The sequence below is a fragment of the Microbacterium sp. AZCO genome (assembly GCF_039614715.1).
Classification (GTDB): domain Bacteria; phylum Actinomycetota; class Actinomycetes; order Actinomycetales; family Microbacteriaceae; genus Microbacterium.
In genome coordinates this window covers 1,718,766-1,739,285 of record NZ_CP154857.1, presented here as the reverse complement: position 1 = coordinate 1,739,285, position 20,520 = coordinate 1,718,766, and the positions used below count along the sequence as shown (strand labels likewise).

General features: G+C 70.6%; 26 protein-coding genes and 1 pseudogene. 23 read left to right on the top strand and 4 right to left on the bottom strand.

Annotated elements, in window-relative coordinates; genetic code table 11:
- Positions 1–20 precede the first annotated feature (20 nt).
- On the top strand, positions 21–1,367 hold the full coding sequence (locus tag AAIB33_RS08155; protein ID WP_345803042.1) for an alpha/beta hydrolase-fold protein: 1,347 nt from the start codon (positions 21–23) through the stop codon (positions 1,365–1,367).
- Positions 1,368–1,377: 10 nt separating this feature from the next.
- Here the strand turns inward: AAIB33_RS08155 and AAIB33_RS08150 are convergent, their stop codons facing one another.
- Entirely contained in the window at positions 1,378–1,599 is a 222-nt protein-coding gene (locus AAIB33_RS08150; RefSeq protein WP_345803041.1) for a PLDc N-terminal domain-containing protein, read from the bottom strand.
- Between the two features lie 99 nt (positions 1,600–1,698).
- On the opposite strand from AAIB33_RS08150, the gene AAIB33_RS08145 reads away from it, so the two are divergent.
- The 8 genes from AAIB33_RS08145 to AAIB33_RS08110 all read left to right on the top strand — a co-directional run bounded on the left by AAIB33_RS08145 (position 1,699) and on the right by AAIB33_RS08110 (position 8,425).
- Positions 1,699–2,460 carry an ATPase, T2SS/T4P/T4SS family gene (locus AAIB33_RS08145; RefSeq protein WP_345803040.1) on the top strand — a complete coding sequence of 254 codons (762 nt, stop codon included), beginning with the start codon at positions 1,699–1,701 and terminating at the stop codon, positions 2,458–2,460.
- Positions 2,361–3,875, top strand: coding sequence for a recombinase family protein (locus AAIB33_RS08140; protein ID WP_345803039.1), 1,515 nt, complete (start codon positions 2,361–2,363; stop codon positions 3,873–3,875). The genes AAIB33_RS08145 and AAIB33_RS08140 overlap by 100 nt, the downstream gene beginning before the upstream one ends.
- Complete coding sequence (locus AAIB33_RS08135) at positions 3,875–4,618, top strand: methyltransferase (RefSeq protein WP_345803038.1); 744 nt, start codon at positions 3,875–3,877, stop codon at positions 4,616–4,618. The genes AAIB33_RS08140 and AAIB33_RS08135 overlap by 1 nt, the downstream gene beginning before the upstream one ends.
- Positions 4,619–5,068: 450 nt before the next feature.
- Positions 5,069–5,398, top strand: coding sequence for a hypothetical protein (locus AAIB33_RS08130; protein ID WP_345803037.1), 330 nt, complete (start codon positions 5,069–5,071; stop codon positions 5,396–5,398).
- Between the two features lie 3 nt (positions 5,399–5,401).
- Positions 5,402–5,572 carry a hypothetical protein gene (locus AAIB33_RS08125; RefSeq protein WP_345803036.1) on the top strand — a complete coding sequence of 57 codons (171 nt, stop codon included), beginning with the start codon at positions 5,402–5,404 and terminating at the stop codon, positions 5,570–5,572.
- A complete protein-coding gene (locus AAIB33_RS08120; protein ID WP_345803035.1) occupies positions 5,569–5,751 on the top strand; it encodes a hypothetical protein in 183 nt (60 codons plus the stop codon). The genes AAIB33_RS08125 and AAIB33_RS08120 overlap by 4 nt, the downstream gene beginning before the upstream one ends.
- A 27-nt stretch (positions 5,752–5,778) precedes the next feature.
- On the top strand, positions 5,779–6,276 hold the full coding sequence (locus AAIB33_RS08115) for a hypothetical protein (protein ID WP_345803034.1): 498 nt from the start codon (positions 5,779–5,781) through the stop codon (positions 6,274–6,276).
- Positions 6,269–8,425: a bifunctional DNA primase/polymerase gene (locus tag AAIB33_RS08110; protein ID WP_345803033.1), complete on the top strand. Its 2,157-nt coding sequence runs from the start codon at positions 6,269–6,271 to the stop codon at positions 8,423–8,425. The genes AAIB33_RS08115 and AAIB33_RS08110 overlap by 8 nt, the downstream gene beginning before the upstream one ends.
- Before the next feature lie 311 nt (positions 8,426–8,736).
- Here the strand turns inward: AAIB33_RS08110 and AAIB33_RS08105 are convergent, their stop codons facing one another.
- The gene (locus tag AAIB33_RS08105; RefSeq protein ID WP_345803032.1) at positions 8,737–8,922 is read right to left on the bottom strand and encodes a hypothetical protein; all 186 of its coding nucleotides are present in this window, start codon (positions 8,920–8,922) and stop codon (positions 8,737–8,739) included.
- Positions 8,923–8,968: 46 nt separating this feature from the next.
- On the bottom strand, positions 8,969–9,208 hold the full coding sequence (locus tag AAIB33_RS08100; RefSeq protein ID WP_345803031.1) for a hypothetical protein: 240 nt from the start codon (positions 9,206–9,208) through the stop codon (positions 8,969–8,971).
- A 197-nt stretch (positions 9,209–9,405) separates the two neighbouring features.
- On the opposite strand from AAIB33_RS08100, the gene AAIB33_RS08095 reads away from it, so the two are divergent.
- From AAIB33_RS08095 to AAIB33_RS08050, 10 genes and pseudogenes are all read left to right on the top strand, one after another.
- On the top strand, positions 9,406–9,729 hold the full coding sequence (locus tag AAIB33_RS08095) for a hypothetical protein (RefSeq protein ID WP_345803030.1): 324 nt from the start codon (positions 9,406–9,408) through the stop codon (positions 9,727–9,729).
- Positions 9,730–10,039: 310 nt separating this feature from the next.
- Complete coding sequence (locus AAIB33_RS08090) at positions 10,040–10,984, top strand: hypothetical protein (protein WP_345803029.1); 945 nt, start codon at positions 10,040–10,042, stop codon at positions 10,982–10,984.
- A gap of 54 nt (positions 10,985–11,038) precedes the next feature.
- Positions 11,039–11,557: pseudogene (locus AAIB33_RS08085) on the top strand (CpaF/VirB11 family protein); the annotation flags it as partial.
- Positions 11,554–12,411 carry a type II secretion system F family protein gene (locus tag AAIB33_RS08080; protein ID WP_345803028.1) on the top strand — a complete coding sequence of 286 codons (858 nt, stop codon included), beginning with the start codon at positions 11,554–11,556 and terminating at the stop codon, positions 12,409–12,411. The pseudogene AAIB33_RS08085 and the gene AAIB33_RS08080, both read left to right, overlap by 4 nt.
- On the top strand, positions 12,408–13,340 hold the full coding sequence (locus AAIB33_RS08075; RefSeq protein WP_345803027.1) for a type II secretion system F family protein: 933 nt from the start codon (positions 12,408–12,410) through the stop codon (positions 13,338–13,340). The genes AAIB33_RS08080 and AAIB33_RS08075 overlap by 4 nt, the downstream gene beginning before the upstream one ends.
- A gap of 18 nt (positions 13,341–13,358) precedes the next feature.
- Positions 13,359–13,499, top strand: a complete 141-nt coding sequence (locus tag AAIB33_RS08070) for a hypothetical protein (RefSeq protein ID WP_345803026.1) — start codon at positions 13,359–13,361, stop codon at positions 13,497–13,499.
- Between the two features lie 75 nt (positions 13,500–13,574).
- Positions 13,575–15,029 (top strand): recombinase family protein, encoded by a 1,455-nt coding sequence (locus AAIB33_RS08065; protein WP_345803025.1) that lies wholly within the window; start codon positions 13,575–13,577, stop codon positions 15,027–15,029.
- A 241-nt stretch (positions 15,030–15,270) separates the two neighbouring features.
- Complete coding sequence (locus AAIB33_RS08060) at positions 15,271–15,468, top strand: hypothetical protein (protein WP_345803024.1); 198 nt, start codon at positions 15,271–15,273, stop codon at positions 15,466–15,468.
- On the top strand, positions 15,465–15,806 hold the full coding sequence (locus AAIB33_RS08055) for a hypothetical protein (RefSeq protein WP_345803023.1): 342 nt from the start codon (positions 15,465–15,467) through the stop codon (positions 15,804–15,806). The genes AAIB33_RS08060 and AAIB33_RS08055 overlap by 4 nt, the downstream gene beginning before the upstream one ends.
- A complete protein-coding gene (locus AAIB33_RS08050; protein WP_345803022.1) occupies positions 15,803–16,810 on the top strand; it encodes a hypothetical protein in 1,008 nt (335 codons plus the stop codon). Before AAIB33_RS08055 ends, AAIB33_RS08050 begins: the two co-directional genes overlap by 4 nt.
- 148 nt (positions 16,811–16,958) lie before the next feature.
- Here AAIB33_RS08050 and AAIB33_RS08045 read toward each other — a convergent pair whose 3' ends face one another.
- Positions 16,959–17,153, bottom strand: a complete 195-nt coding sequence (locus AAIB33_RS08045) for a hypothetical protein (RefSeq protein ID WP_345803021.1) — start codon at positions 17,151–17,153, stop codon at positions 16,959–16,961.
- 488 nt (positions 17,154–17,641) lie between these two features.
- Here AAIB33_RS08045 and AAIB33_RS08040 point away from each other — a divergent pair, with 488 nt between their 5' ends.
- From AAIB33_RS08040 to AAIB33_RS08025, 4 genes are read left to right on the top strand one after another with little or no spacing between them, the layout of a single operon-like run.
- The gene (locus tag AAIB33_RS08040; protein ID WP_345803020.1) at positions 17,642–18,199 is read left to right on the top strand and encodes a hypothetical protein; all 558 of its coding nucleotides are present in this window, start codon (positions 17,642–17,644) and stop codon (positions 18,197–18,199) included.
- Positions 18,196–18,705 (top strand): hypothetical protein, encoded by a 510-nt coding sequence (locus tag AAIB33_RS08035; RefSeq protein WP_345803019.1) that lies wholly within the window; start codon positions 18,196–18,198, stop codon positions 18,703–18,705. Before AAIB33_RS08040 ends, AAIB33_RS08035 begins: the two co-directional genes overlap by 4 nt.
- Positions 18,702–19,694, top strand: coding sequence for a hypothetical protein (locus AAIB33_RS08030; protein ID WP_345803018.1), 993 nt, complete (start codon positions 18,702–18,704; stop codon positions 19,692–19,694). Before AAIB33_RS08035 ends, AAIB33_RS08030 begins: the two co-directional genes overlap by 4 nt.
- Positions 19,691–20,224, top strand: coding sequence for a hypothetical protein (locus tag AAIB33_RS08025; protein ID WP_345803017.1), 534 nt, complete (start codon positions 19,691–19,693; stop codon positions 20,222–20,224). Before AAIB33_RS08030 ends, AAIB33_RS08025 begins: the two co-directional genes overlap by 4 nt.
- Positions 20,225–20,520: the final 296 nt, after the last annotated feature.

Genomic DNA, 20,520 nt, shown 5'->3' with positions numbered 1-20,520 from the left:
ATGCGCGTCGGGTCGCTAGCATGAACGGCAGCGGGCGCTGGGGGGATGCCCGGAATCCGGCCGGGGGCCAGATGGATGCGATTCTCGCGCTGCCGATCATCGGCGGGCCGCTTCCCTGGATCGTCTACGGACTCGCCGCCGCGATCGCGGTGGCACTCCTCATCCGCCGGCCGACGCCGCGATGGATCCTCGCCGCATCGATCGGGATCGTGGCCGGTCTCGCGCTCGCGTTCTGCGCCTATCTCCTGGCGGATCTGACCGACGCCTTCGGGACGGCGCTTCCGCTTCCCGTCCTGTGGTGGTGCATCCCCGCCTTCGCAGGCCTCGGGCTCTCGATCGCGAGCTTCTGGGGCGCGGCTGTCTGGCGCAAGATCGTGGCCGCGCTCGGCATCCTCGTCTTCCCCCTCGTCGGTATCATCGGCATCAACGCCTACTACGGGCTCAATCCGACGCTCGGCAGTCTCTTCGGCGTCGACCCGAGCGACCCCATCGCGGTCCCTACTCCCACGGGAACCGCCGCCGGCGCTCCCTCGAAGCCGCTCTACGAGACGTGGCGGGCACCCGCCGGCATGCCCGCGAAGGGCGAGACCGGCACGCAGGTCATACCCGCGACGGCATCCGGCTTCGATGCTCGCCCCGCCGGCATCTACCTGCCGCCCGCGGCGCTCGTGAAGGAGGCGCCGGCTCTCCCGCTCGTCATCTTGATGATGGGTTATCCGGGCAATCCAGACCCGTCATACGTCGGCCAGGTCCTCGACGCGTACGCGGCGAAGAACGAGGGCCTCGCACCGATCGTCGTCGTGGCGGATCAGATCGGACCCTCCGGCAACGATCCGACCTGCGCGGACTCGAAGGCCTACGGCAACGCCGAGACGTACATCAAGACCGACGTGGTGAACTGGGCGAAGCAGAACCTGCACATCATCGACGACCCGAAGTACTGGGTGCTCGCGGGGTACTCGAACGGCGGAGGATGTGCGGCGAAGTACGTCGCGCAGGAGCCGGGCGTCTGGAAGAGCCTCCTCGACATCTCGGGCGAGGAGTATCCCGGATCGGAGGACGTCGACAACGCGGTGGCGCAGGTCTTCGGCGGCGATCAGGCTGCGTTCGAGGCGTCCAAGCCGATCAACATCATGAAGGCGAACCCCGGGAAGTACTCCGATGTCACGGGTGTCTTCACGGTGGGCGGGAACGACCCGTCCTTCATCCCGGGCGCGGAGGCCGTCTCGGCGGCCGCGAAGGATGCGGGAATGCAGGTGACGTACTACGTCGTCCCCGGCGCGGGGCACGTCGTCGATGCACTCCTCGGCGGCCTCGAGAAGGGCTTCGAGGTGCTCTATCCCGTGCTCGGCCTCTCGGCGCAGTGAGGGGCTCGGCTCAGCGGTTCTCGTGCTTGATGCCGAAGAGGAAGTAGGCCGCAGGCCCGATCCAGTTCACCAGCAGCCCGGCGCCCCACGCCCACTTGCTCCCGCGCACGTCGCGGTCGGGGCGGTGCCACAGGTCCCACGCGGCGAGGAAGGCGAAGGCGACCTGCAGGAGCCCGAGAATGCCGGCGCCGACCTGCTGGGGCGGGGTGAGTTCGCGCTTCGTGTGGGTCATGGTCGTCCTTCCCGGGGTGTCCTCCCATCGTGGCACGGCGGGGCGACGGGTTGTGGATAAGTTCGGGATGCCGCTCCCGCCGCTTGCGAGGATGCTTCGGTGTCTCCCGTCCTCTCCGCCGCGCCGGCCGTCGTCGTCGCCGAGCGGGTGCGCGAGCGGCTTCGGGCAGAGCGTGCCGACCCGGCGCGTGACCCCGAGTACGCGGCGCAGATCGTGCGCGCGGAGGTGCGCCGGCACAATGACTTCGCCCTCGCGCGAGGCCTCGCGCCGGTCGACGACGAGGCGGCCTGCGTGCGCGAGGTGCTCGCATCCGTCGCCGGCTATGGGCCGCTGCAGGCATACCTCGACGATCCGACCGTCGAGGAGCTCTGGATCAACGCGCCCGACCGCGTCTTCATCGCGCGCGAGGGCGTTGCGGAGCGGGTTCCCCTCGCGCTGACCGACGTGCAGGTGCGGGATCTGGTCGAGCGGATGCTGCACGCCAGCGGTCGCCGGGTGGACTTGAGCCAGCCCTTCGTCGACGCGTCACTCCCGGACGGGAGCCGCCTACACGTCGTCATCCCCGACATCACGCGGCGGCACTGGTCGGTGAACGTGCGCAAATTCCTGCCGGCCTTCCGCGACCTCGACCGGCTCGTCGCCGCGGGCTCCCTGGCTCCGTCCGGTGCGGACCTGCTCCGGGGCGCGATGCGCGACGGGCGCAGCATCCTGGTCTCCGGAGCGACCCACGCGGGGAAGACGAAACCTGATATTATGGCACCGTGGGAAAAGTGCAGCTCAAGAAGGCCCCGGAGGGCCCCAAGATCGCCGCGATCTACACCCGGATTAGTCAGGATCGAGACAACGACGAGGACGGGGTGAAGCGGCAGGAGAAGGACTGCCGCAAGCTCGCCAAGAGGCTCGGGTACGAGGTACCTGAGCCTTTCGTCTTTCGCGAGAACGACGTGTCGGCGAGCACCCGATCGAAGCAGCCGAGGCCGCTCTACGACGCGATGCTGGACGCCGCCCGCAACGGCGAGATCCAGGCGATCGTCGCCTACTCGACCAGCCGGATCACGCGCCGGGTGCGTGAGCTCCTCGACCTCATCGACCTCGTGGAGAAGCACGGCACCCAGATCCACACGCTGCAGTCGGGCGACGTGAATGTGAACACCGCCGATGGTCGCGGCGTGGCGATCACTCTGGCCGCGTGGGATGCCGCCGAGGCCGAGCGGCTGGGGGAGCGCGTGGCGCGCGCCAAGGCTCAGGCGGTCGACGAGGGCCGGTATCGAGGCGGCCGTCGACCGTACGGCTTCCAGAAGGACGGCGTGACGATCGTCCCGCACGAGGCCGAGGTGATCGTGTGGGCCACCAACTCGATCCTCGAAGGTCGGTCCATCCGCGCTCTCGTGGCCGAGCTCAACGCCAAGGGCGAGAAGTCGACCTCGGGCAAGAAGTGGGCCACCAACGCCTTCCGCGACATGGTGCTGAGGCCCCGCAACGCGGGCCTCATCTCGACGGGCCAGCGGAGCCACGGCAACTTCAAGATCCGAGGCAAGGCGGTGTGGCCGCCGATCGTCTCGAAGAAGACGTTCAAGGCGGTCGAGGACAAGCTGACCGACCCCGGCCGGCGCACCAACCCGGGCAGGTACCTGCCGAGCTGGCTCGGCTCGGGCGTCTACCGCTGCGGCGTCGTCGACGAGCACGGCGCCGAGTGCGGCGGGATGCTGCGGGTCTCCAAGAAGGGCGGCACCGAGGCCGACCCCAGCCCGGAGCGGTGGTTCTACCGCTGCCCCGAGAAGGCGCACCTGGCCATCGCTCAGGTGAAGCTCGACAAGTACGTGCGGGACGAGGTGGCCGACCTCGTGAACGATCCCGACATCCGCGCCGCGCTCACGCCGAAGGGTGTCGACCTCGCGCCCGACCGGGAAGCCCTCGCGATCCTGAATCAGCGGCTGAAGCGCACCGATCGCGACTACGACAACGACCTGATCGACGGCCAGCGGCACAAGGTCAAGACCGCGAAGCTCACAGCCGATATTGCCGTGATCGAGAAGCGCATGGCGCAGGCCACCCAGCGCAGCACCTCGAGCCCGATCCTCGGCGCACGCGACCCGGGCCAGGCGTTCCTCGACGCGCCGGTAGACATCCAGCGCGCCGTGATCGCCGCCGTGGTGCGGGTGACCGTGGTGCAGAGCCGCGTCGAGGACCGCGGCAAGCGCCTGACCGACGACCTGCTGAGAGCGCGCGTGCGGATCGAGCCAGCCGCCCGCACCGAGGAGGCGGACGCCGCCTGATGCCCAAGAGCGTGAGCCCCGATGACCTGATGTGGTGGCTCACCCTCGCACCAACTCTCCGGTGGACGTTCGCCAAGACCTACGCCGACAGCGCCCCGCACGACTACATCGTGGCGGGGCGTACTGCTGGGATCACGCCCGACGAGTTCCGGCGCGCGGCGCACGTCATCCACACGTTCGGCGAGCCGGGGCGGTTCTGGCGGAGCACGAACATCTACCTCACGCACCCGGGCATCCCGCACCGCTGGTGGACGATGGACGCCGACCTCGACGACACCGACCTGATCAACCGGGCCGTGAACGATCGCGTGTACGGCCTGCAGGACGCCCCGCGCACCTTCTCGGGAGGGTGGGCGGAGTACGACGCCATCGGGACGCGTTACGACGCCCAGCGCGCTCCTGAGCCCGATTTCGACGCCGCTCTGCGCGAGCAGATCGCCGACGCCTTCCCCGGCCCTCCTCCGAGGGTGCTCGATATCGGCTGCGGCACCGGCCGCGCGCTCGATCTGGGCATCACGACGCCCGACCGTTACACCGGCATCGACCCCAGCCAGGCGATGCTCAACGCCCTTGTGCGCAAGCATCCCGCCACGCGCCGCCTGATCCCCGCTCGATGGGAGGACGTGCCGATGAGCCTCCTCGCCCCCGGCTACGACCTCGTGCTGGCCGTGGACGTGCCGCTAACGGCCGCCGATCGCGAGCGCGTGGCGATGATCCCCGCCGCGCTCACGCTGATCGTCTGAGAGCCGCTCGGCCCGCCCAACCTCCCCGGGTCATGGCCGAAATCTGCCGTTCAGCAGCGCTGGGCGGCGCGTAGGCGCGCTAACTCACGGGGGACGGGCGCGGGGGAGGGGAGCGCACGGGAGGGCGGCAGAAAGCCCCAGGTGGGAGGGCGAAATCTGCTAAGCTGGGAGTAGCGCGCCGTCATTTCGGCGCGTCAGGATCAGCCCGCGAGGGCAAGCCGAGGCCACCCGCCCGCGCCGACCATAGCGCCCGCCTCAAGGCAAGGGTGCAGGTGGATAGGTGATCCTCCCCGCGTCACTGGCCCCGTTCGATCGGGCCGACGCGGGCAGCGCTCGATCCGGCAGTACGACTCGGTAGCCGCCCATAGGCAGGCCGAGAGGAGACCGGACGGGAGATCGGATGCGTACAGCGCCATTACGCACGGCGCTTGACTCCACTCGGAGGCATCCATGTCCGCTCAGGACACCACCGCGCCCGCCATGGCGAGCGCACCCGGCAAGCGTCGGTTCACGCCGTTCCCGCTCGGCACCGCGGCCTTCTTCAACCGTGACCGGCGCTCGGTCGAGATCTGGGCCAGCAAGGGCTGGATCGAGATCTACGAGGTCGACGGGCAGTTGGTCAACGACGTCGATGAGATCGACGACGCGATGAAGCGCGAGGCCAGGATCGCCAAGAAGGAGCGCCGCAAGCCGCGCTTCTCGGACGGTCGGCTGCGCTCGGGGCGGGTCCCGAACAAGCCGATCCTCGCGGTCGGCAGCTACGAGATCATCGGCGGTTGACCCGTGCCGACCACACCCCCGACCGGGGGCGCATCGTCGCGCCCGGATGACGGCATCGACCGTCGACCCATCCGCGAGCGCATCCGGCTCACGGACGAGCAGAAGCGCGAGGTCGCTCGGCTGCTCTCGCTGACGATCGCGCCGCCGCCCGCACCCAAGCGAGGCCGCTCATGAGCCCCACCGAGCGCTACCCGGGCGTGTCGAACGCGCACCCGCCCGCCGCGGGCGTCGACCCGGCCGCGATCCGCGCCGACATGCAGCGCGGTCTCGCCGAGCTTGAGGCCGTCGTGGGCGAGCCCGAGCACGACACCACCACCCACAACACGAAGGAGGGCCCCGTCAGCGAGCGCTGACGAGGCCCCGGATTGGAGAACACCATCATGACCGAGAACGAGAACGCCGACAACGAGAGCCCGGCAGCGCGCCGCCTCGCTGCGATCGCCCGCCTCACCGTCGACCGCTCGAACCAGATCACTTGGTACTGCCGGGGGTGCGACAAGCCGATCAAGAACGGCAAGGGCTACCTCGTCGCGGACGAGTGGGCTGCAGGTCAGAAGAAGCGCCGCTGGAAGGAGCTGGCGAAGGACCGCAAGCCGGGGGACATCATCGCCTTCCAGAAGCTCGAAGAGGGCGAGTGGGATGAGCTGTTCGACCTCGTGCCGTGGGCGGCATGGCACCGGTCCTGCGACACCACCAGGCAGCGGGTCGAGTACTGGTTCCCTATCGAGGACATCCGCACGGTCGACGACTTCCTGCACTGGAACAGCCACCTGATGGAGAAGCCGTGGCTCGAGTACACGAATTGGCGCGATCTCTCCAGCAGCCTTAGTCACGGGATGCGGCGGGCCGTGCGCCTGGAGGCGGGCGAGCGTGGCTGAGCGGCGCGTCGATCTGCTCACGCTCGATAGTCCGGTCGCGGCGGCCGCGCTGGAGGCCTTCGACCGCGGGTGGATGCCGCTGGTCCTGATGCCTGGCGAGAAGCGCCCCATCGAGGAGCAGTGGCCTCGGGCGACCTACTCCAGCCGTGATGGCCTCGCGGACTACCTCACGCACCGCGGGATCGTCGCCGACTGCAACCTTGGCGTGCGCCTCGGCGACGGCGGGCTCACGGACGTTGATCTGGACGACGCTCTGGCGGTGCGCGTCGCTCCTCGGCTGCTGCCGCCCACCCCGGCGATCTCGGGGCGCGAGAGCAGCCCCCGATCGCACTGGTGGTACGTCGTGGAGACCGGCGTGCCCTACGTGAAGCGATCGCTCGGCGACGGCACGACGATCGTCGAACTGCGCGGCACCCGCGCTCAGCAGACGGCCGTGCCGCCCTCGGTGCATCCCTCGGGGGAGGTGGTGCGATGGCAGGGCGGTGAGGCCTGGGGCGGCAGCGACGGCCCCGCTCGGGTCGAGGCTGAGGCGCTGCGGGATGCCGTGGACGACGTTGCCCTGGTGGTCGCGCTGGTCTACGGCTGGCCGACGAAGGGCGACCGTCACCTGGCCTACCTCGATCTGGCCGGCGCCCTGCTCCGGCACTGGCCGCAGGAGCGGGTGATCCGCATCATCGACACCGTGGCGTGGGCGCTGGGCGACGAGGAGGGCCGCGTGCGGGCCCGGCAGGCCATCCCCTCGACCCTGAAGAAGCTGCAGGCGGGGAGCGAACCTGTGACCGGCTGGACGGCGCTGTCATCCCGGATGACCACGCCAGACGGCGTGTCGCTGGGCCGAGAGATCACCGGACCGGACCCGACGACGGCGGGGCCGACCTCCGCACAGGTCGACTCCGACGAGGACACCGTGCTCGGCGGCTGGCAGGACATGGCCGAGTTCGGCGATCCGGCGTACAGGCCGAAGATCGTGATGCCCAACCTGCTCAAGCGCGTCGACTCGATGTGCCTGATCTATGAGGCTGTCGCGAATCTGATCTACGGCGCGCCGGAGTCCGGCAAGTCGTGGATCGCCATGTCGGCCGTCGTCGAGAAGGCGCAGAAGGACAAGGCCGCCCGAATCTGGTGGGTGGACATCGATGACGTGGGCCGCGTCGACGTCGGGAACCGTCTGCGCTGGCTCGGGATGCCCCTGGAATCGTTCGCCTCGCACCAGTTCCGCTTCAGCACTCCGGGTGACGGAGCCGACATCAACGAGCTGCTGCGCGTGGCGGCGATCGAGTCCGAGCGGCCGTCCCTCGTCGTGCTGGACGCCTTCGGCGGTCTGATGGCGATCGTCGGGCAGGGCGATGCTCCCTCGAACTCTCCGGATGCCGTGCGCAAGGCCTGGAAGGCGCTCATCTCGAAGCTGGTGAAGCTCGGGATCACCGTCATCGTGATCGACCACACCACGAAGGACGGGAACGTCAAGTACGGACCGGAGGGGGCCGGATCCAAGAAGCAGCTGGTGCGCGGCTCGATGATCGGCGTCACCGCCTCGGACACGCCGCCGGTGCCGGGCGGGAAGGGGCACGTCAACCTCTGGCTGTTCAAGGACTTCCACGGCTCGCTGCGCGCCGACACGCTGGCCCGAGGCGTCTCGAAGGACGGCAACGCCTGGCGGTTCGGTCGATTCGAGCTCGAATGCCTCACGCCGGATCGACCCGACGCGGATGGCAGCCTCAGGTGGAAGGCGTACGCGCCGAACGCAGACGGCGCGCACGATGTCGCCTCCAGCACCGTGCACCACGGAGACAGCGCGGACGGCATTATCTCCGGCGTCGTGACGGCCAAGACGGCCCCGGATGACGAGGCGTTCGCGCTCGTGCAGTGGGTCGTTGGTGAGTCGGGCACGTGGCTGAACCGGCTCCACGACAGGACCGGGATCGGCAAGGAGACGCTCAAGAAGTGGATCGAGAAGGCCGAGGGCAGTGGCTATCTCGAGACGGGGGAGTGCTCCCGGGACGGCCGTCATTGCCAGACCTGCGAGGATCGCGCCTGGAAGCCGAACTATGCCCGCGAGCACCTCTATCCCACATCGGGCGGTGAGGCGTGGGTGCAGGCCAAGGAGGCCGAGGCGAGGCGTCGAGCCGAGGCGATGTCGGCCGACTAGCTGCGAGTCGGCCTCGCCGAGGCTCCCGAGGAAACCACCTGGGATCGGTCCATGGTGACCGATCCCAGGTTTCCTAGGGGACCGATGACCGACATGACCGATGACCGATCGGGCCTAATTCATCGGTCAGGATCATCGGTCAGACAGCCCTCGAAATGGCCTATCGGTCATCGGTCGCCAGAACCGATTGGTTCCCTACTCCCGACTGGGATCGGAGGCGTCCCGAGTATCGGTCACCGCCGACCGGGGGGCTTTATGCCCCCGGTAGGTGACCGATACGAGCCTCTGGGTTCGAGGGGAAGACCGAGCGCTCAGAACCGACTGACGCCAGCCATGAACGTCTCGTTCAGCCGACGACGCTCCTCGGAGCCGATGCGACGGCTGTAGAGCGTGAAGTCGACGGGCGCCCCACTCGCGACGAGCGAGACAGGAGCCTCATGGTTGGTCGCGGGGTTCGAGCGACCTGAGGGCGGGGGTGCGACGGGGGTGCTGGTCATGATCGGTCTCCTGTTCGATCGTGGCGGGCGGTGGTCGTGGGGAGTCTCAGCGGCGGCGGCCGAGGCGGGCGATGCGGTCGAGCTTCTGCTGCTCCCGGCGCAGCTTCTCCTCGAACTGGGCGGCGGTGCGGATGCCGAAGCTCTCGGCGATCCCCATCGCGTGGAACCGGCAGTAGGCCGCAGAGGGCGACATCGCGGGCCGATGGCACTCGACCGACTCGACCGCGCAGAGGCGCACTGCCGCGGATGCGGCCGATGCTTCGGCGTTTCGTTCGAGGAGCGCCATGCCGAGAATCGTACGCCTGTACTACTGGCTTCTCTAGGCACAGCCGTAGCAGGGCGGTTGGAGGGAATCGCCCACGAACAGCCCGAAAGTCTGTACGAAGACGCTCGGTAGTACGGACTGGCGACCATCGAACACAACGGCGTAGCCTCGGCGCACGCGGGGAGTCCGATCCCTCGCACCGGCCCTGGAAGGTCCCCATGGCTTCGTACCGCACGCACGCCGCCGACGAGCAGCGCATCGCCCTCGAACAGCTCGCCGCTACCCGGCGCGGGCGCGACCACCACAGCGTGCTCACGCCGATGGTCGAGCGGATCGAGCGCGAGCGCCGCCCCGAGCAGACCTGGCGGTATGTCGAGCCCGCCGTCGTGCTCCGCGAGCTTGCCCGCAGCCGGATCGACCCCGGCGCGGTGCCCTGCATCGAGCACGCCGCCGCCGTCCGCACGCCGTGCTTCGGCTCTCCCGGCTCGGGCGTGCGCGGCTGGTGCGGCGAGCGCGTCGACCACGCACGCCGTCGGCGGTGACCGTGAGCGCCCCTCCCGGCTCTCGATACCTCGGCTCCGAGAGCCGACGCGACGCGCAGCGCGCCTGGGATGCCGCGCACCCCGCCCCCGCCCCGGCCCCGACCCCACAGACCGCCCCGCCCGCAGACGCACTGGATCGGCCGACGCCTTCGCGTCGGAGTGCGGCCCCTCTCCTTTCTGGGGGTACTGCGGGCGGGGTGTCCACCGATGCCGACCGCGAGCGCGAGCGCCTCGTGGCTGGCCTGAGAGAGCGCCTGAGCCACGAGCCCCTCGGGAGCACTGCCCGGCGCACAGCGCCGAAGGAGAAGCCATGACCGCCCCGACCTCCCCGGCCCCGCACGTCGGCCACCCGATCGGCGTCCGCGACCTGCCCGAGGGGATGCTCTGCTGCGCGTACTGCGGGATGCCCCAGCCCGAGGGCACGCCGACGACCGAGCGCCTCGTGCTCGGCCGCGACGTGGGCCTGCGCATCGTGGATGAAGCCCACGAGCTGACGTTCGCCACGTGCGCGACGTGCGCCGACCGGCACGCGCTCGCCGCCGAGATCGCCACTCAGCATCCCGGCTTCCTCGCGCTGGGCTCCACCTCGATCACCGCCGACCGGCTGGCCGCCGCGCTCGACGCCCTCGCCGTCGTGGGCGCGACCCCGGCGACGGATGCCTACCTGAACTCGTACCCGGCCGCGCGGAGCTTGCTGGAGCGCCTGGGCGACCTCGGCGCGCTCGCGGTGTGGTCCCGCGCGTTCTCTCCGATCTGGCAGCCCAAGGCCTCGATGAAGACCTGTGCGTCGGAGCCGTGGCTGTTCGTTCCCTCCGACCTCGCCGCCGAGATCCGGCGCGCGATCGGCGAGCACGTCGGCGACCTGAGGCCGCCCCGGCCGATCCCGGTGCCGACCGAATCGCGCTGGCCCGGATGCGCCGTGTGCGGCATCGGCACAGTGAGTGCGCGCCGCGTCAGCGGGGCGTGGAAGGAGGTCACGACCGGCGCCTACGCGGGCGGGCACGTCTGTGCCGCTGACGCCCGCCTGCTGGACGCGCTCGGCACGATCGGACCCACGTTGCTCGAGCGCAGCGTGTGCGACCTCGTGGACCCTGATCGCATGGCGCGCCGGCGCCGACCGCACGAGCCGCAGCTGCAGGGCGTCACGGCGTTCGCGGACCTGCCGCGCGAGCAGCGCGCCACCGGCGCGGCCACTCGGTGGAGTCAGGTCGATCTCGACGCGCTGACGGCGTTGCTCTGGCATGGGCAGTGGTGACGACCCGCCATCCACAAAAGCCCTGGTGGGAATTGTGGCATAACCGTCGGTTTGGGTAAGACCACGCTCCTCGGCGCGCTCATCGCTGCGGCGCCCGCGCATCACCGCATCGTCACGGTGGAGGAGACCTTCGAGCTCGCCGTCGACGCTCCCGACATCGTCGCACTGCAGGGACGCCAGCCGAGCCTCGAGGGCACGGGCGAGGTGACCCTCCGCCGGCTCGTGAAGGAGGCGCTGCGCATGCGCCCCGACCGCCTCGTCGTCGGCGAGGTGCGCGACGCCGAGGCACTCGATCTGCTCCTCGCGCTCAACACGGGCGTGCCCGGCGCCGCGACCATCCACGCCAACTCTGCACGCGAGGCGCTCACCAAGCTCTGCGCGCTGCCCCTCCTGGCCGGGCGCAACATCGACGCGGGATTCGTGCAGCCGGCCGTCGCGGCATCCGTCGATCTCGTCGTCCATTGCGAGCGCGACGCATCCGGCCGTCGGCGCGTCGCCGAGATCGTCCAGCCCACCGGCGTCGGGGAGATGGGCGTCGAGGCCCGCACGCTCTACCGGGCGGATGCCCCGTGACGATCGTCTGGGGTGCGCTGCTCGCGGCGGGGATCCTTCTCGCGATCTCGCCGTGGGTCTGGCCCGCGCGCGAGGAGCGAGCGCCCAGCCGCGCCGCCGGGGCCCTCGCCCGGTTGCTCGAGGAGGCGGGCCTGTCGCACATCGCCCCTGGCGGCATCGTCGCGGCGTCGATCGTCGTGGCCGTCGTGGTCGCGGCCGTCGCGTGGCTCGTCGTGCCGGTCCCCGCGATCGTCGTCGTCGCGGGCCTCGCCGGAGCGGCGGCGCCGTTCGTCTGGCTGCGCGGCCGGCGCACGCGGCTCGTCCGCAGCCGGCGGGCGCTCTGGCCCGACGTCTGCGACCTGCTGATCGCCTCGGTCCGCGCCGGGATGTCGCTGCCCGATTCCCTTGCGGCGCTCGCCGACTCGGCCCCGACACCCCTGCGTCCCGCGTTCGGCGGCTTCGCCCGCGATCTCGCCGCGTCCGGACACTTCGACTCGAGCATCCTGCGCCTCAAGTCGGCGCTCGGAGATCCCGTGGCCGATCGCATCGTCGAGACGCTTCGGATGGCGCGCCAGGTCGGCGGAACCGAGCTCACACCGGTGCTGCGCGCGCTGGCGACGTCCGTCCGTGCAGATGCGACTCTCCGCGCCGAGGTCGAGGCGCGGCAGTCATGGATCCGCGGAGCAGCCGTGCTCGGCGTCGCGGCGCCATGGGTCATCCTCGCGCTGCTGGCCATGCGCCCGGAGGGCGCCGCCGCATACACCAGCCCCGGAGGCGTCGCACTCATCGTGGCCGGGGCCGTCGTGTCGTTCGTCGCATACCGCATCATGCTGCGGGTCGGCCGTCTGCCCGAGCCTCGGCGGTGGTTCGGGTGACACTCTTCGCGCCGACCGACGCGGCGCTCGCGATCGTGCTCGGCACGGCGTTCGGACTCGGTGTCTGCCTGCTCCTCTCGCTCGCGCCGCGCTGGGGAGCGCCGACGCTCGCCCGTCGCATCGCGCCGTACATCCGCGACATCACCGACCCCCGGGGCCTCACGCCGATGCCGGCCGGACGCTTCGGCGATCCGCGCGCGGTGGTCGCCGGGGCGTTCGCGCGGGCGGGGCGGCTGCTCGGCGGATCGGAGTCGATCGTGCGTCGCCTCCGACAGGCCGGGCGGGGGACGGATGCCGCGGCGTTCCGCGCCAGGCAGCTCGCGTGGGCCGTGGCGGGCCTCGCGCTGGGCGGCGTGGCGGCGGTCGTGCTCGTGCTGACGGGCCGAGCGTCGGGCGGACTCGTCATCCTCCCGCCCGTCGCCGGGTTCGCGGCGGCGGCGCTGTACGACCTGACTCTCAGCCGGGCGGCCGCGGCGCGTGTCGCGCGGATCGAGGAGGAACTGCCGACGGTGCTCGAGTTCCTCGCGCTGTGCCTGTCTGCGGGCGAAGGCATCCTCGACTCTCTGCGGCGGGTTTCCGATGTCGGGGTCGGCGAGCTCACGACCGAGCTGCGCGGCGTCGTGCTCGCCGTCGGCACCGGCTCATCGCTCTCGGAGTCGCTCCTGCGTCTGTCGGCCCGGCTCGACATCGCCGCGGTGACGCGATCCATCGATCAGCTCGTGGCGGCGATCGACCGTGGCGCTCCGCTGTCGCACGTACTGCACGCGCAGGCTCTCGACGCACGCGAAGACGCCAAGCGTCGACTCATCGAGCGGGCCGGGCGCAAGGAGATCTATATGCTCGTGCCCCTCGTCTTCCTCATCCTGCCGCTGAGCGTGCTCTTCGCGGTGTACCCCGGCATCTTCATGCTTCGACTCGGAATCGGCTGACCGCCGGAAGGAGAACACATGTTCCGCAACCTCACGCACGCCCTCCGTGCCCGCTTCGACGAAACGGTCGGCGACGAGCGCGGCGACGTCCCCGGCTGGGTGCTGATCACCCTGATGACCGCCGGGCTACTCGTAGTAACACTCTGCCGGTATTCTTGATGTATGCCCCGCCCCGCCGCTTCAGCCCGTTCCCGCCGCCGCTCGCCCTTCGGTGATCTAGGCCCTGAGTCCTGTGTGATCTACCTCCGCATCTCGCAGGACCGCACGGGGGAGGAGAAGGGCGTAGAGCGCCAGGAGGATGAGTGCCGCGAACTCGCCGCCCGTCTCGGTCTGCCGGTCACCGAGGTCTATCGCGACAACGACATCTCGGCGACCAGCGGCAAGACCCGGCCCGAGTTCGAGCGCCTGCTGGAGGATGAGCCCGAGGCGATCGTCGCGTGGCACCAGGACCGGCTATTGCGCACGGGCAAAGACCTGGAGCGGGTCATCGACCTAGGCGTCAACGTCTACATGGTCACGGCGGGCACCGTGGACCTCTCAACACCCGCCGGTCGTGCCGTCGCCCGCACCGTCGCGGCGTGGAGCCAGTACGAGGGCGAGCAGAAGGCCGAGCGGCAGGCGTCGAAGAACCGACAGCGAGCCCGCGAAGGGCACTGGCACTTCTCGCGGCGCCCCTACGGCTACCGCCGGGTCGGCGTCGGCAAGGAGCGCGCGATCGAGGTCGTGCCGGAGGAAGCCGCCATTATCCGCGAGGGCTACGCCCGATACCTCGGCGGGGAGTCCTACTACGCCATCGCGAACGACTGGAACGCGCGCGGTGTGCCCACCCTCGGGACCGGCTCGCGCTCGGGCGCGGAGACGCAGTGGTCGATGACCCGCGTGCGGTCCCTCCTCCGCAATGAGCACTACGCGGGCGTCGTGACCTACCTCGGCGAAGTGACCGATGCGGCGCCGTCCTGGGAGCCCATCATCGACGCCGAGACCTGGGCGTCCTACCTCGCGATGCGCGACGACCGGGGGCGCGAGGGCTCATGGTCGAACGCGACCAAGCACCTGCTCTCGGGTCTCGTGCTCTGCGGTGTCTGCGGGGGTCGGATGCTGGCGCGCCCGGAGTACCGGCGCACACCCGACGGCGAGCGTCGGACCCGGATGTCCTACCAGTGCAAAGACGGCTGGTGCACGAGCCGCGGGCTCGATGACGTGGACGCCGTGGTCGAGGCCGTCGTCCTCGCCCGGCTGGCCGATCCGCGCATCCTCGCCGCCCTCCGCGAAGCGCCGGACCTGGCGCCGCTGGACGACGAGTTGAAGGATCTTCGGCGGGGTCGCGGCAACATCGCGACGCTCGTGGGGGAGCGGCTGATGCCCATGCGGGAGGCCCGCGTCGAACTCGACCGAATCAACGCGCGGATCGACACCCTCACCAAGCGCCGCAACGCCCTTCGGGCGAAGTCGCCGACAACGGACCTCGCCCTGGCCCGGTCAGTCCCGACGAAGTGGCGGGGCCTCTCGGTGCTGGATCAGCGCCGCGTGATCGATGAACTCGGGCTGGTCGTCATGATCGACAAGACCCCTCCCGGACGCCGCCCGTTCGATCCCCGCTCGGTGCGGATCGAGTGGCGCGACGCCGCCCTCGTGGGCTCCTCCGAAGAGCCCGCAGAACTCCTCCCAGAGGGCCTGGTCGCTCGGTAGGCTGGTACTCGGACGGGCGGTGCAGGCGCACTCCTCACCGGCGTCCCGCGCTCCAGGGGCCACGCTCAGAATGAAGGCGTAGAGCGCGCCACAAATGCCCTTCCTGCTAGACCCGCGGCATGCGAATCCGGGTCGGTGCTCGAAGGGCTCTACCTTGCCAATCTCAGAGCGCGCCGCCTCCCTGCGGGGAGCGATCGGCGCCTACGTATCCCGCCGTCGTCCGGAGGATGACCCTGACCTCGTGGCCGCTCGCCGCGACCTCGCCGCAACCCTCATCGAGGAGCGCGTGGCCGAAGTGCTCGCGACCGCGCCGCCCCTCTCGGATGAGCAGTGCGACAGGATCGCGGAAGTCCTCCGCGGTCGCCCCGTGCCGCCCCTGCCGTCGAAGCGCCCGAAGCAACGTCCGGCGCGCGCGGTCGTGGTCGGAGAGTCGCGATGACCGCCGCCGCCCCGACGCCGCAGGGAACGCCTGAGTGGGAGACCGAGAACCTGGTGCTCGCGGCGTTCCGCGAGGTCGTGAATCGCGCGATCACGCTCAGCACCGAAGAGGTCGAGCGGCAGATCGAGCGGTCTCAGGCCGCGGCGGCTCTGCGCGATGCCGAGGCGTCGGACGGTCGCGCGTACATCACGCGGCTGACCCGCGCCGAAGTGGTCGCCGCCCTCGAACGGCTCACCGATCAGGGCGTCCTCCTGAGCGAGGGCGGCGGGCGCGCGCGGCTGTGGACGCTGGAGTTGTTCGGCGACGAGACCGGCGAGGCCGACAAGGAGGAGGCATGATGCGAAGTGCCGATAGCGAGAAGCCCGGGTACGAGACCATCGAACGGCTGGTCGGCGAGGACGTGGCCCGTCTCGGGCACTACCGGCGGAGGCTGGGCAGGCCGATGGTGCCCAGTGAGATGACGCTGGTCTGGATCGAGGCGCTGAAGGCGGCGGGGGTGACCAAGGCCACGCTCGCAAGGGCGACGGCCGAGGGCAGGAAGTGGCCAGACGCACTGCCGTTCGTCGTGGAGATGCCGTGCCCGTTCGAGCACCGAACCGAGGACCGGCGCGCGCTGGCGAGTACGTGGCTCCTCATCGAAGAGAACGGCATGGCGGTGCTCGATGGCGCCTCGCCGTGTTCGCACTGCACCCAGCCGGATATCCGCGAGTGGCTTCTCACCTGCCCGATCTGCGAGGCAGACCTCGACGGGTTCGTCCCTTGGCTGGGCAGGGAGGTTCTGCACCTGCGGAACCACCTGTTCGGGCGCGGTCTGTCGCCGCTGGAGTATGTGTGGGCAGTGCTCGGCGTGCTCGTGGACGGGAGCCGTCGGGCGCACTGGATCGATGATCCGGACACCGCGATCAACGACTTCATCGCGTCGAAGGTGAGTCACGGCGGGCTGTCCGAGGCGGCGGCGGTGCCGCTCGCGCTGGAGGAGCACCGTCGTGCGCTCCAGAGCGATGCCGACCGGATCGAGATGGACCGGCCTGTGCCGCCGGTCACCATCGAGGAGTACATCGATCAGCGGAAGGCCGACTTGAAGGCGGCGGGCAGGAGCGGGCGCGGCTCCTCGGACGTGCCTTCGACGCGCTCGACCCCCGAAGTGCCGGCCAAGCCGATGACCGTCGATGAGGCGGTGGTGTGGCTGGACGAGCAGAAGGCCAAGGACGGCTCGCTCCTGGTGTCTGAGCAGGCATCCCAGCGGGACGCGCTGGCCCTCGTGAACGACATCCCGGGCCACCCTGCCAAGCGCCTTGTGGAGTCGGCTCAGACCATCCGCAAGTCGCGCCCGAGGCCCTGAGCCCGCCCCTCGCCAGTGCCCCGCCCCGCGCCCTGCCCCACGCACCCCCTCTACGTAGTAGAGGGTGCGTGTGGGCTGGGGCGTGGGGCAGGGCGCTGGTGTGGGGAGGGACTCGGGGCCGCGGTCGCTGGCGGGTCTGTCGCGGGGATCAGCCGTACAAGCCGGAGGCGATCAGCGCCGCGGTGCGCGCACGCCCGGCGGCACGGACGCGACCGCCGTTGGGCAGTTCGCTGTCGAGCGGTTCGCGGCGCAGTTCGGCGAAGAGCGCGACGACGGGGTTCTCCTTCATCGGGTCGATCGGCCGGGCGGTGCCGGTGAGTGAGGTTGCGCGCATCGTGTCCATCCGGGCGCTCTCCTTCGGTGAGTGGGTTGGGACCCCGAGGTACCCCTACAGGGTATGGGTATGTGTATGTGTTGCTCATGGTACTACGTGCTCGCTCGCTTCACCGGGACGATGCTGGGCGCCCGTATGGGCCTCTGACCTGGGGTTTGTGTGTCGTCGGGCCTCTCGTGGTTTCTCTCGCGTCAGCGTGGCGCAGGGTGGCTCTCGCGGCCCATTCCGGCTCGTGCGGGGGCCGTCGGCGGCGCTCTCGCGTTTGGCGTTGTACGCCGTTCCGTGGCGCGCCACGTTCGAGGCGGCTCGCGGTCTGGTGCAGACGTATTACGCCTGCGGCTCGCGGTCTGGTGCAGACGTATTACGCCTGGCAGTGCCGCGGGCGCGATCGAGGCCGGGCGGGCTATCCTGGCGCCAGGATGTCGCTGGCGGCTCGTTGAGCCCAGAGGTAGGGCCGGACCCCAAGCCGATCGCACGATCGGAAAGGTCCGCCGCCCATGTCCACGCACTCCTCCCGCCGCACCGTCGATTCGCACCACCTGCGCGACGCCGTGCACATCCAGCCGGTCGAGAAGGTCGAAGCCACCGAGTGGCTGTTCCAGAAGATCGCCGACGGCACGTTCGACCCGCGACGCCGAGCGCCCGAGTTGCCCGCCGCCGGTGCTCCTCGCGAGGATGACCGACCGCCTCGCGATCCCCGAGACCGTGATGCGCGGGACCAGCCCCCGGAAGACCCCGCCGTCGTGATCGGTCGACTCCGCCGCTCCCGCCTCGTGCCCGGCGCCCTCGCATCGACGGCCTGTGACGACCACGGCGCCGAGGTCGGACAGCCGTGCTTCCGTGCGGCTGTCGGCATCTGCGGCGAGCGGCTGAGCCGGGCGCTCGTGGCTCGCATCCCCGAGCCGGTGGAGGACTACGGCTGGGACGAACTGCATCGTCGGGCCGAGCGCGAACGGGTCTCCGCGAGGATGCGGCGGGCGAACTCGAAGACGCCGGAGCGCGTGCCGCGTCCTCGCTTCCTCCAGGAGGACCGTCGCTACGAGGGCGGGCGGTGAGCGCGATGGGCGAGACCCCCTATGTGCCCTGGGATCGCCAGCCGCATCAGATCGCCGCTCGTCTGCGCGCCGAGCAGAGCGCTCGCAACGCGGCAGAGGTCGCCGCGTGGAAGGCCCAGAACCGGGGCGCGATGCCGGTCGGCATGCACCCGGCGGCACCCGTCGCGGCTCCTCTCGCGTCGAGCCCGCCGATGCCGCCCGCGGCTCGTCCGACCGTCCCAAGGATCGTGAACCGCTCGAAGCCCAAGCCCGTGCCGACGCCGCCGCGACGTGGCTCGGCGCCGCTGTCGTCGCTGTCCGGCGAGGTCGCCCCGGCGCGGCCACAGGCGCCCGCAGGACGCACGAACGCGGCGCCCGTGTCGTCCCGTGCCCGCGACGATGCCCGGCCCGCGTGGGCGGTCGGGCTGAGCGCCGACGAAGAGCGCGCGCTGGGTCGCGAGGTCCTGGCGATCCAACGGCGAGAGGCCCGCCGAGCACAAGCCCGAGCCCGAGGGGGAGCACGATGAGCACGACGACAGCCCTGCCCCAGCGGTCCGCGCCTGCGGTGCCGCGGATCGTGAGCGTGCCGCCGGGCGCCTATCCGTGCGGGGTCTGCGGCGTGGCGGTGCAGGACGCGCCTGCCGAGGAGGTCGAGCGCGTCGTCTCGCTCGGGCGCGTCTTCCCGCCGGGAGTGCCCGCGCCGTTGGGCGCCGCCGAGGTACAGATGATCACCTTCTTCGCCCGGTGCCTGACGTGTCGAGCGATCCGCGATCATGCCCGTGCCCTCCTCGCCGAGCACCCTCGCGTAGAGGGCCGGATCGGCTCGGCGCGCTACGCCGTGCAGAAGGTCGAGAACGCCCTGGACGCCCTCGATCTGATCGGCGCCTCATCGTCGTGGATCGGCACGGATGCCGCGCTCCTCCTCGCGGTCGAGCATCTGTCGGCGCCCGGCGGGATGGCGCAGTGGCGCACGCGCTACGTCCCGTTCGCGAGGCACGATGTCGCGTTCGACACCTGCACCACGACGCGCTGGGCCGACGCCTCGCATGAGGTTCGGCAACTGGCCCGCGAGGGGCTGGCGGCGGTGCTCCGCCACAGGGTGGACAGGCCCGTCGTCGTCGTGCATCCCGAGGGATCGGGCTGTGCGTTCTGCGGGGTGAGCGAGGTCGAAGCGCTCTCCAGCCGTCGCGATGAGGCATGGGTCCGAAGGAGCGGACCGGCTCAGCCTCAGCATGGCGTGCCTGCGGGCGAGGCGGTGCTCTGCTGGCGATGCGATGCTGAGGCAGTGTCGGTCGGGTCGTTCGGACGCACGGCTCTGGCGAGGGCGTTCCTCATCGGGATCGGGTGCAAGCGTGCGCTGACCTCGCTGGCCCTCCCCGCCGAGTCGCTGGAGGTCGTCGCCTGGGGTGCGATCCCCGCGAGCCGTCGCCCGGAGCCCTCGAAAGAGCCGTGGTCGTTCATCGAGAACAGAGCCGAGGTCGCGGCTCGCCTGGGTGCCGGGAGCAGTGACCGGTGACTGGCGACGGCATCATGGAGCGACCCAGCATCCGCGAGTTGCTGGCCCTCCAGGCGCGAGAGCGCGCGCACCCGACACCGCCCGCCGCTCTGCGCGACCTGTTCGCCGACGAGAGCGTGAGCCTCGACGCGAAGGCGATGGTGCTGTCCATGTCGTGGGTGCACTCGGGCCTCTGGCCGCTCCGGCTCCTGCCCCGGCGGGAGTGGATCGCGATGTTCGAGAGCGTCGGCTACCTCGTCAACGCCCTGCGACACGAGGAGATGAGGCCGACGGAGCCGCTGGTTCTCTATCGAGGCGCGGTGCATCGCTATCGGCGGGGCCTCTCGTGGACGAAGTACGAGTCCGCGGCTCGCTACTACACCGGCAGATTCCCCGGTCGGCCCGCGCACGTCTACCAGATCACCGCAGAGCCGTCGTGGCTCCTTGCTCAGGTCTGGAACCCGTTCCTGCCGGAGACCGGCCAGTTCATCGTGAACGTGCCCAAGCACGCCGCCCTGCGGATCATCCCGCCCGCGGAGGGCGCACGGTAGCCTGATCGGAGCGCGGCTCGGCGGCGGCGCATGCACGGCGTCCGCTCTCCTCCTCCATCGGGGAGACGGGCGCCGTCGCCGTGTTCAGGAGTCGGGCACGCCGGGCGCTGTGCGCCTGGAGGGGAGCCCTCGCGATGGGCGGTCGGCGCTCTCGTCCGGCTGTGCGATTCCGGCGCGTCAGCGGGCGTTCTGGCGATGTCGGGGACCAGGCACCGCGGCGGTCGAAACCCGCGAAAATCTGCGGCGAAACTGCCCGTTTCCTGTATGTGTGTTACTACTGTGCTCGTCGTCGTCAT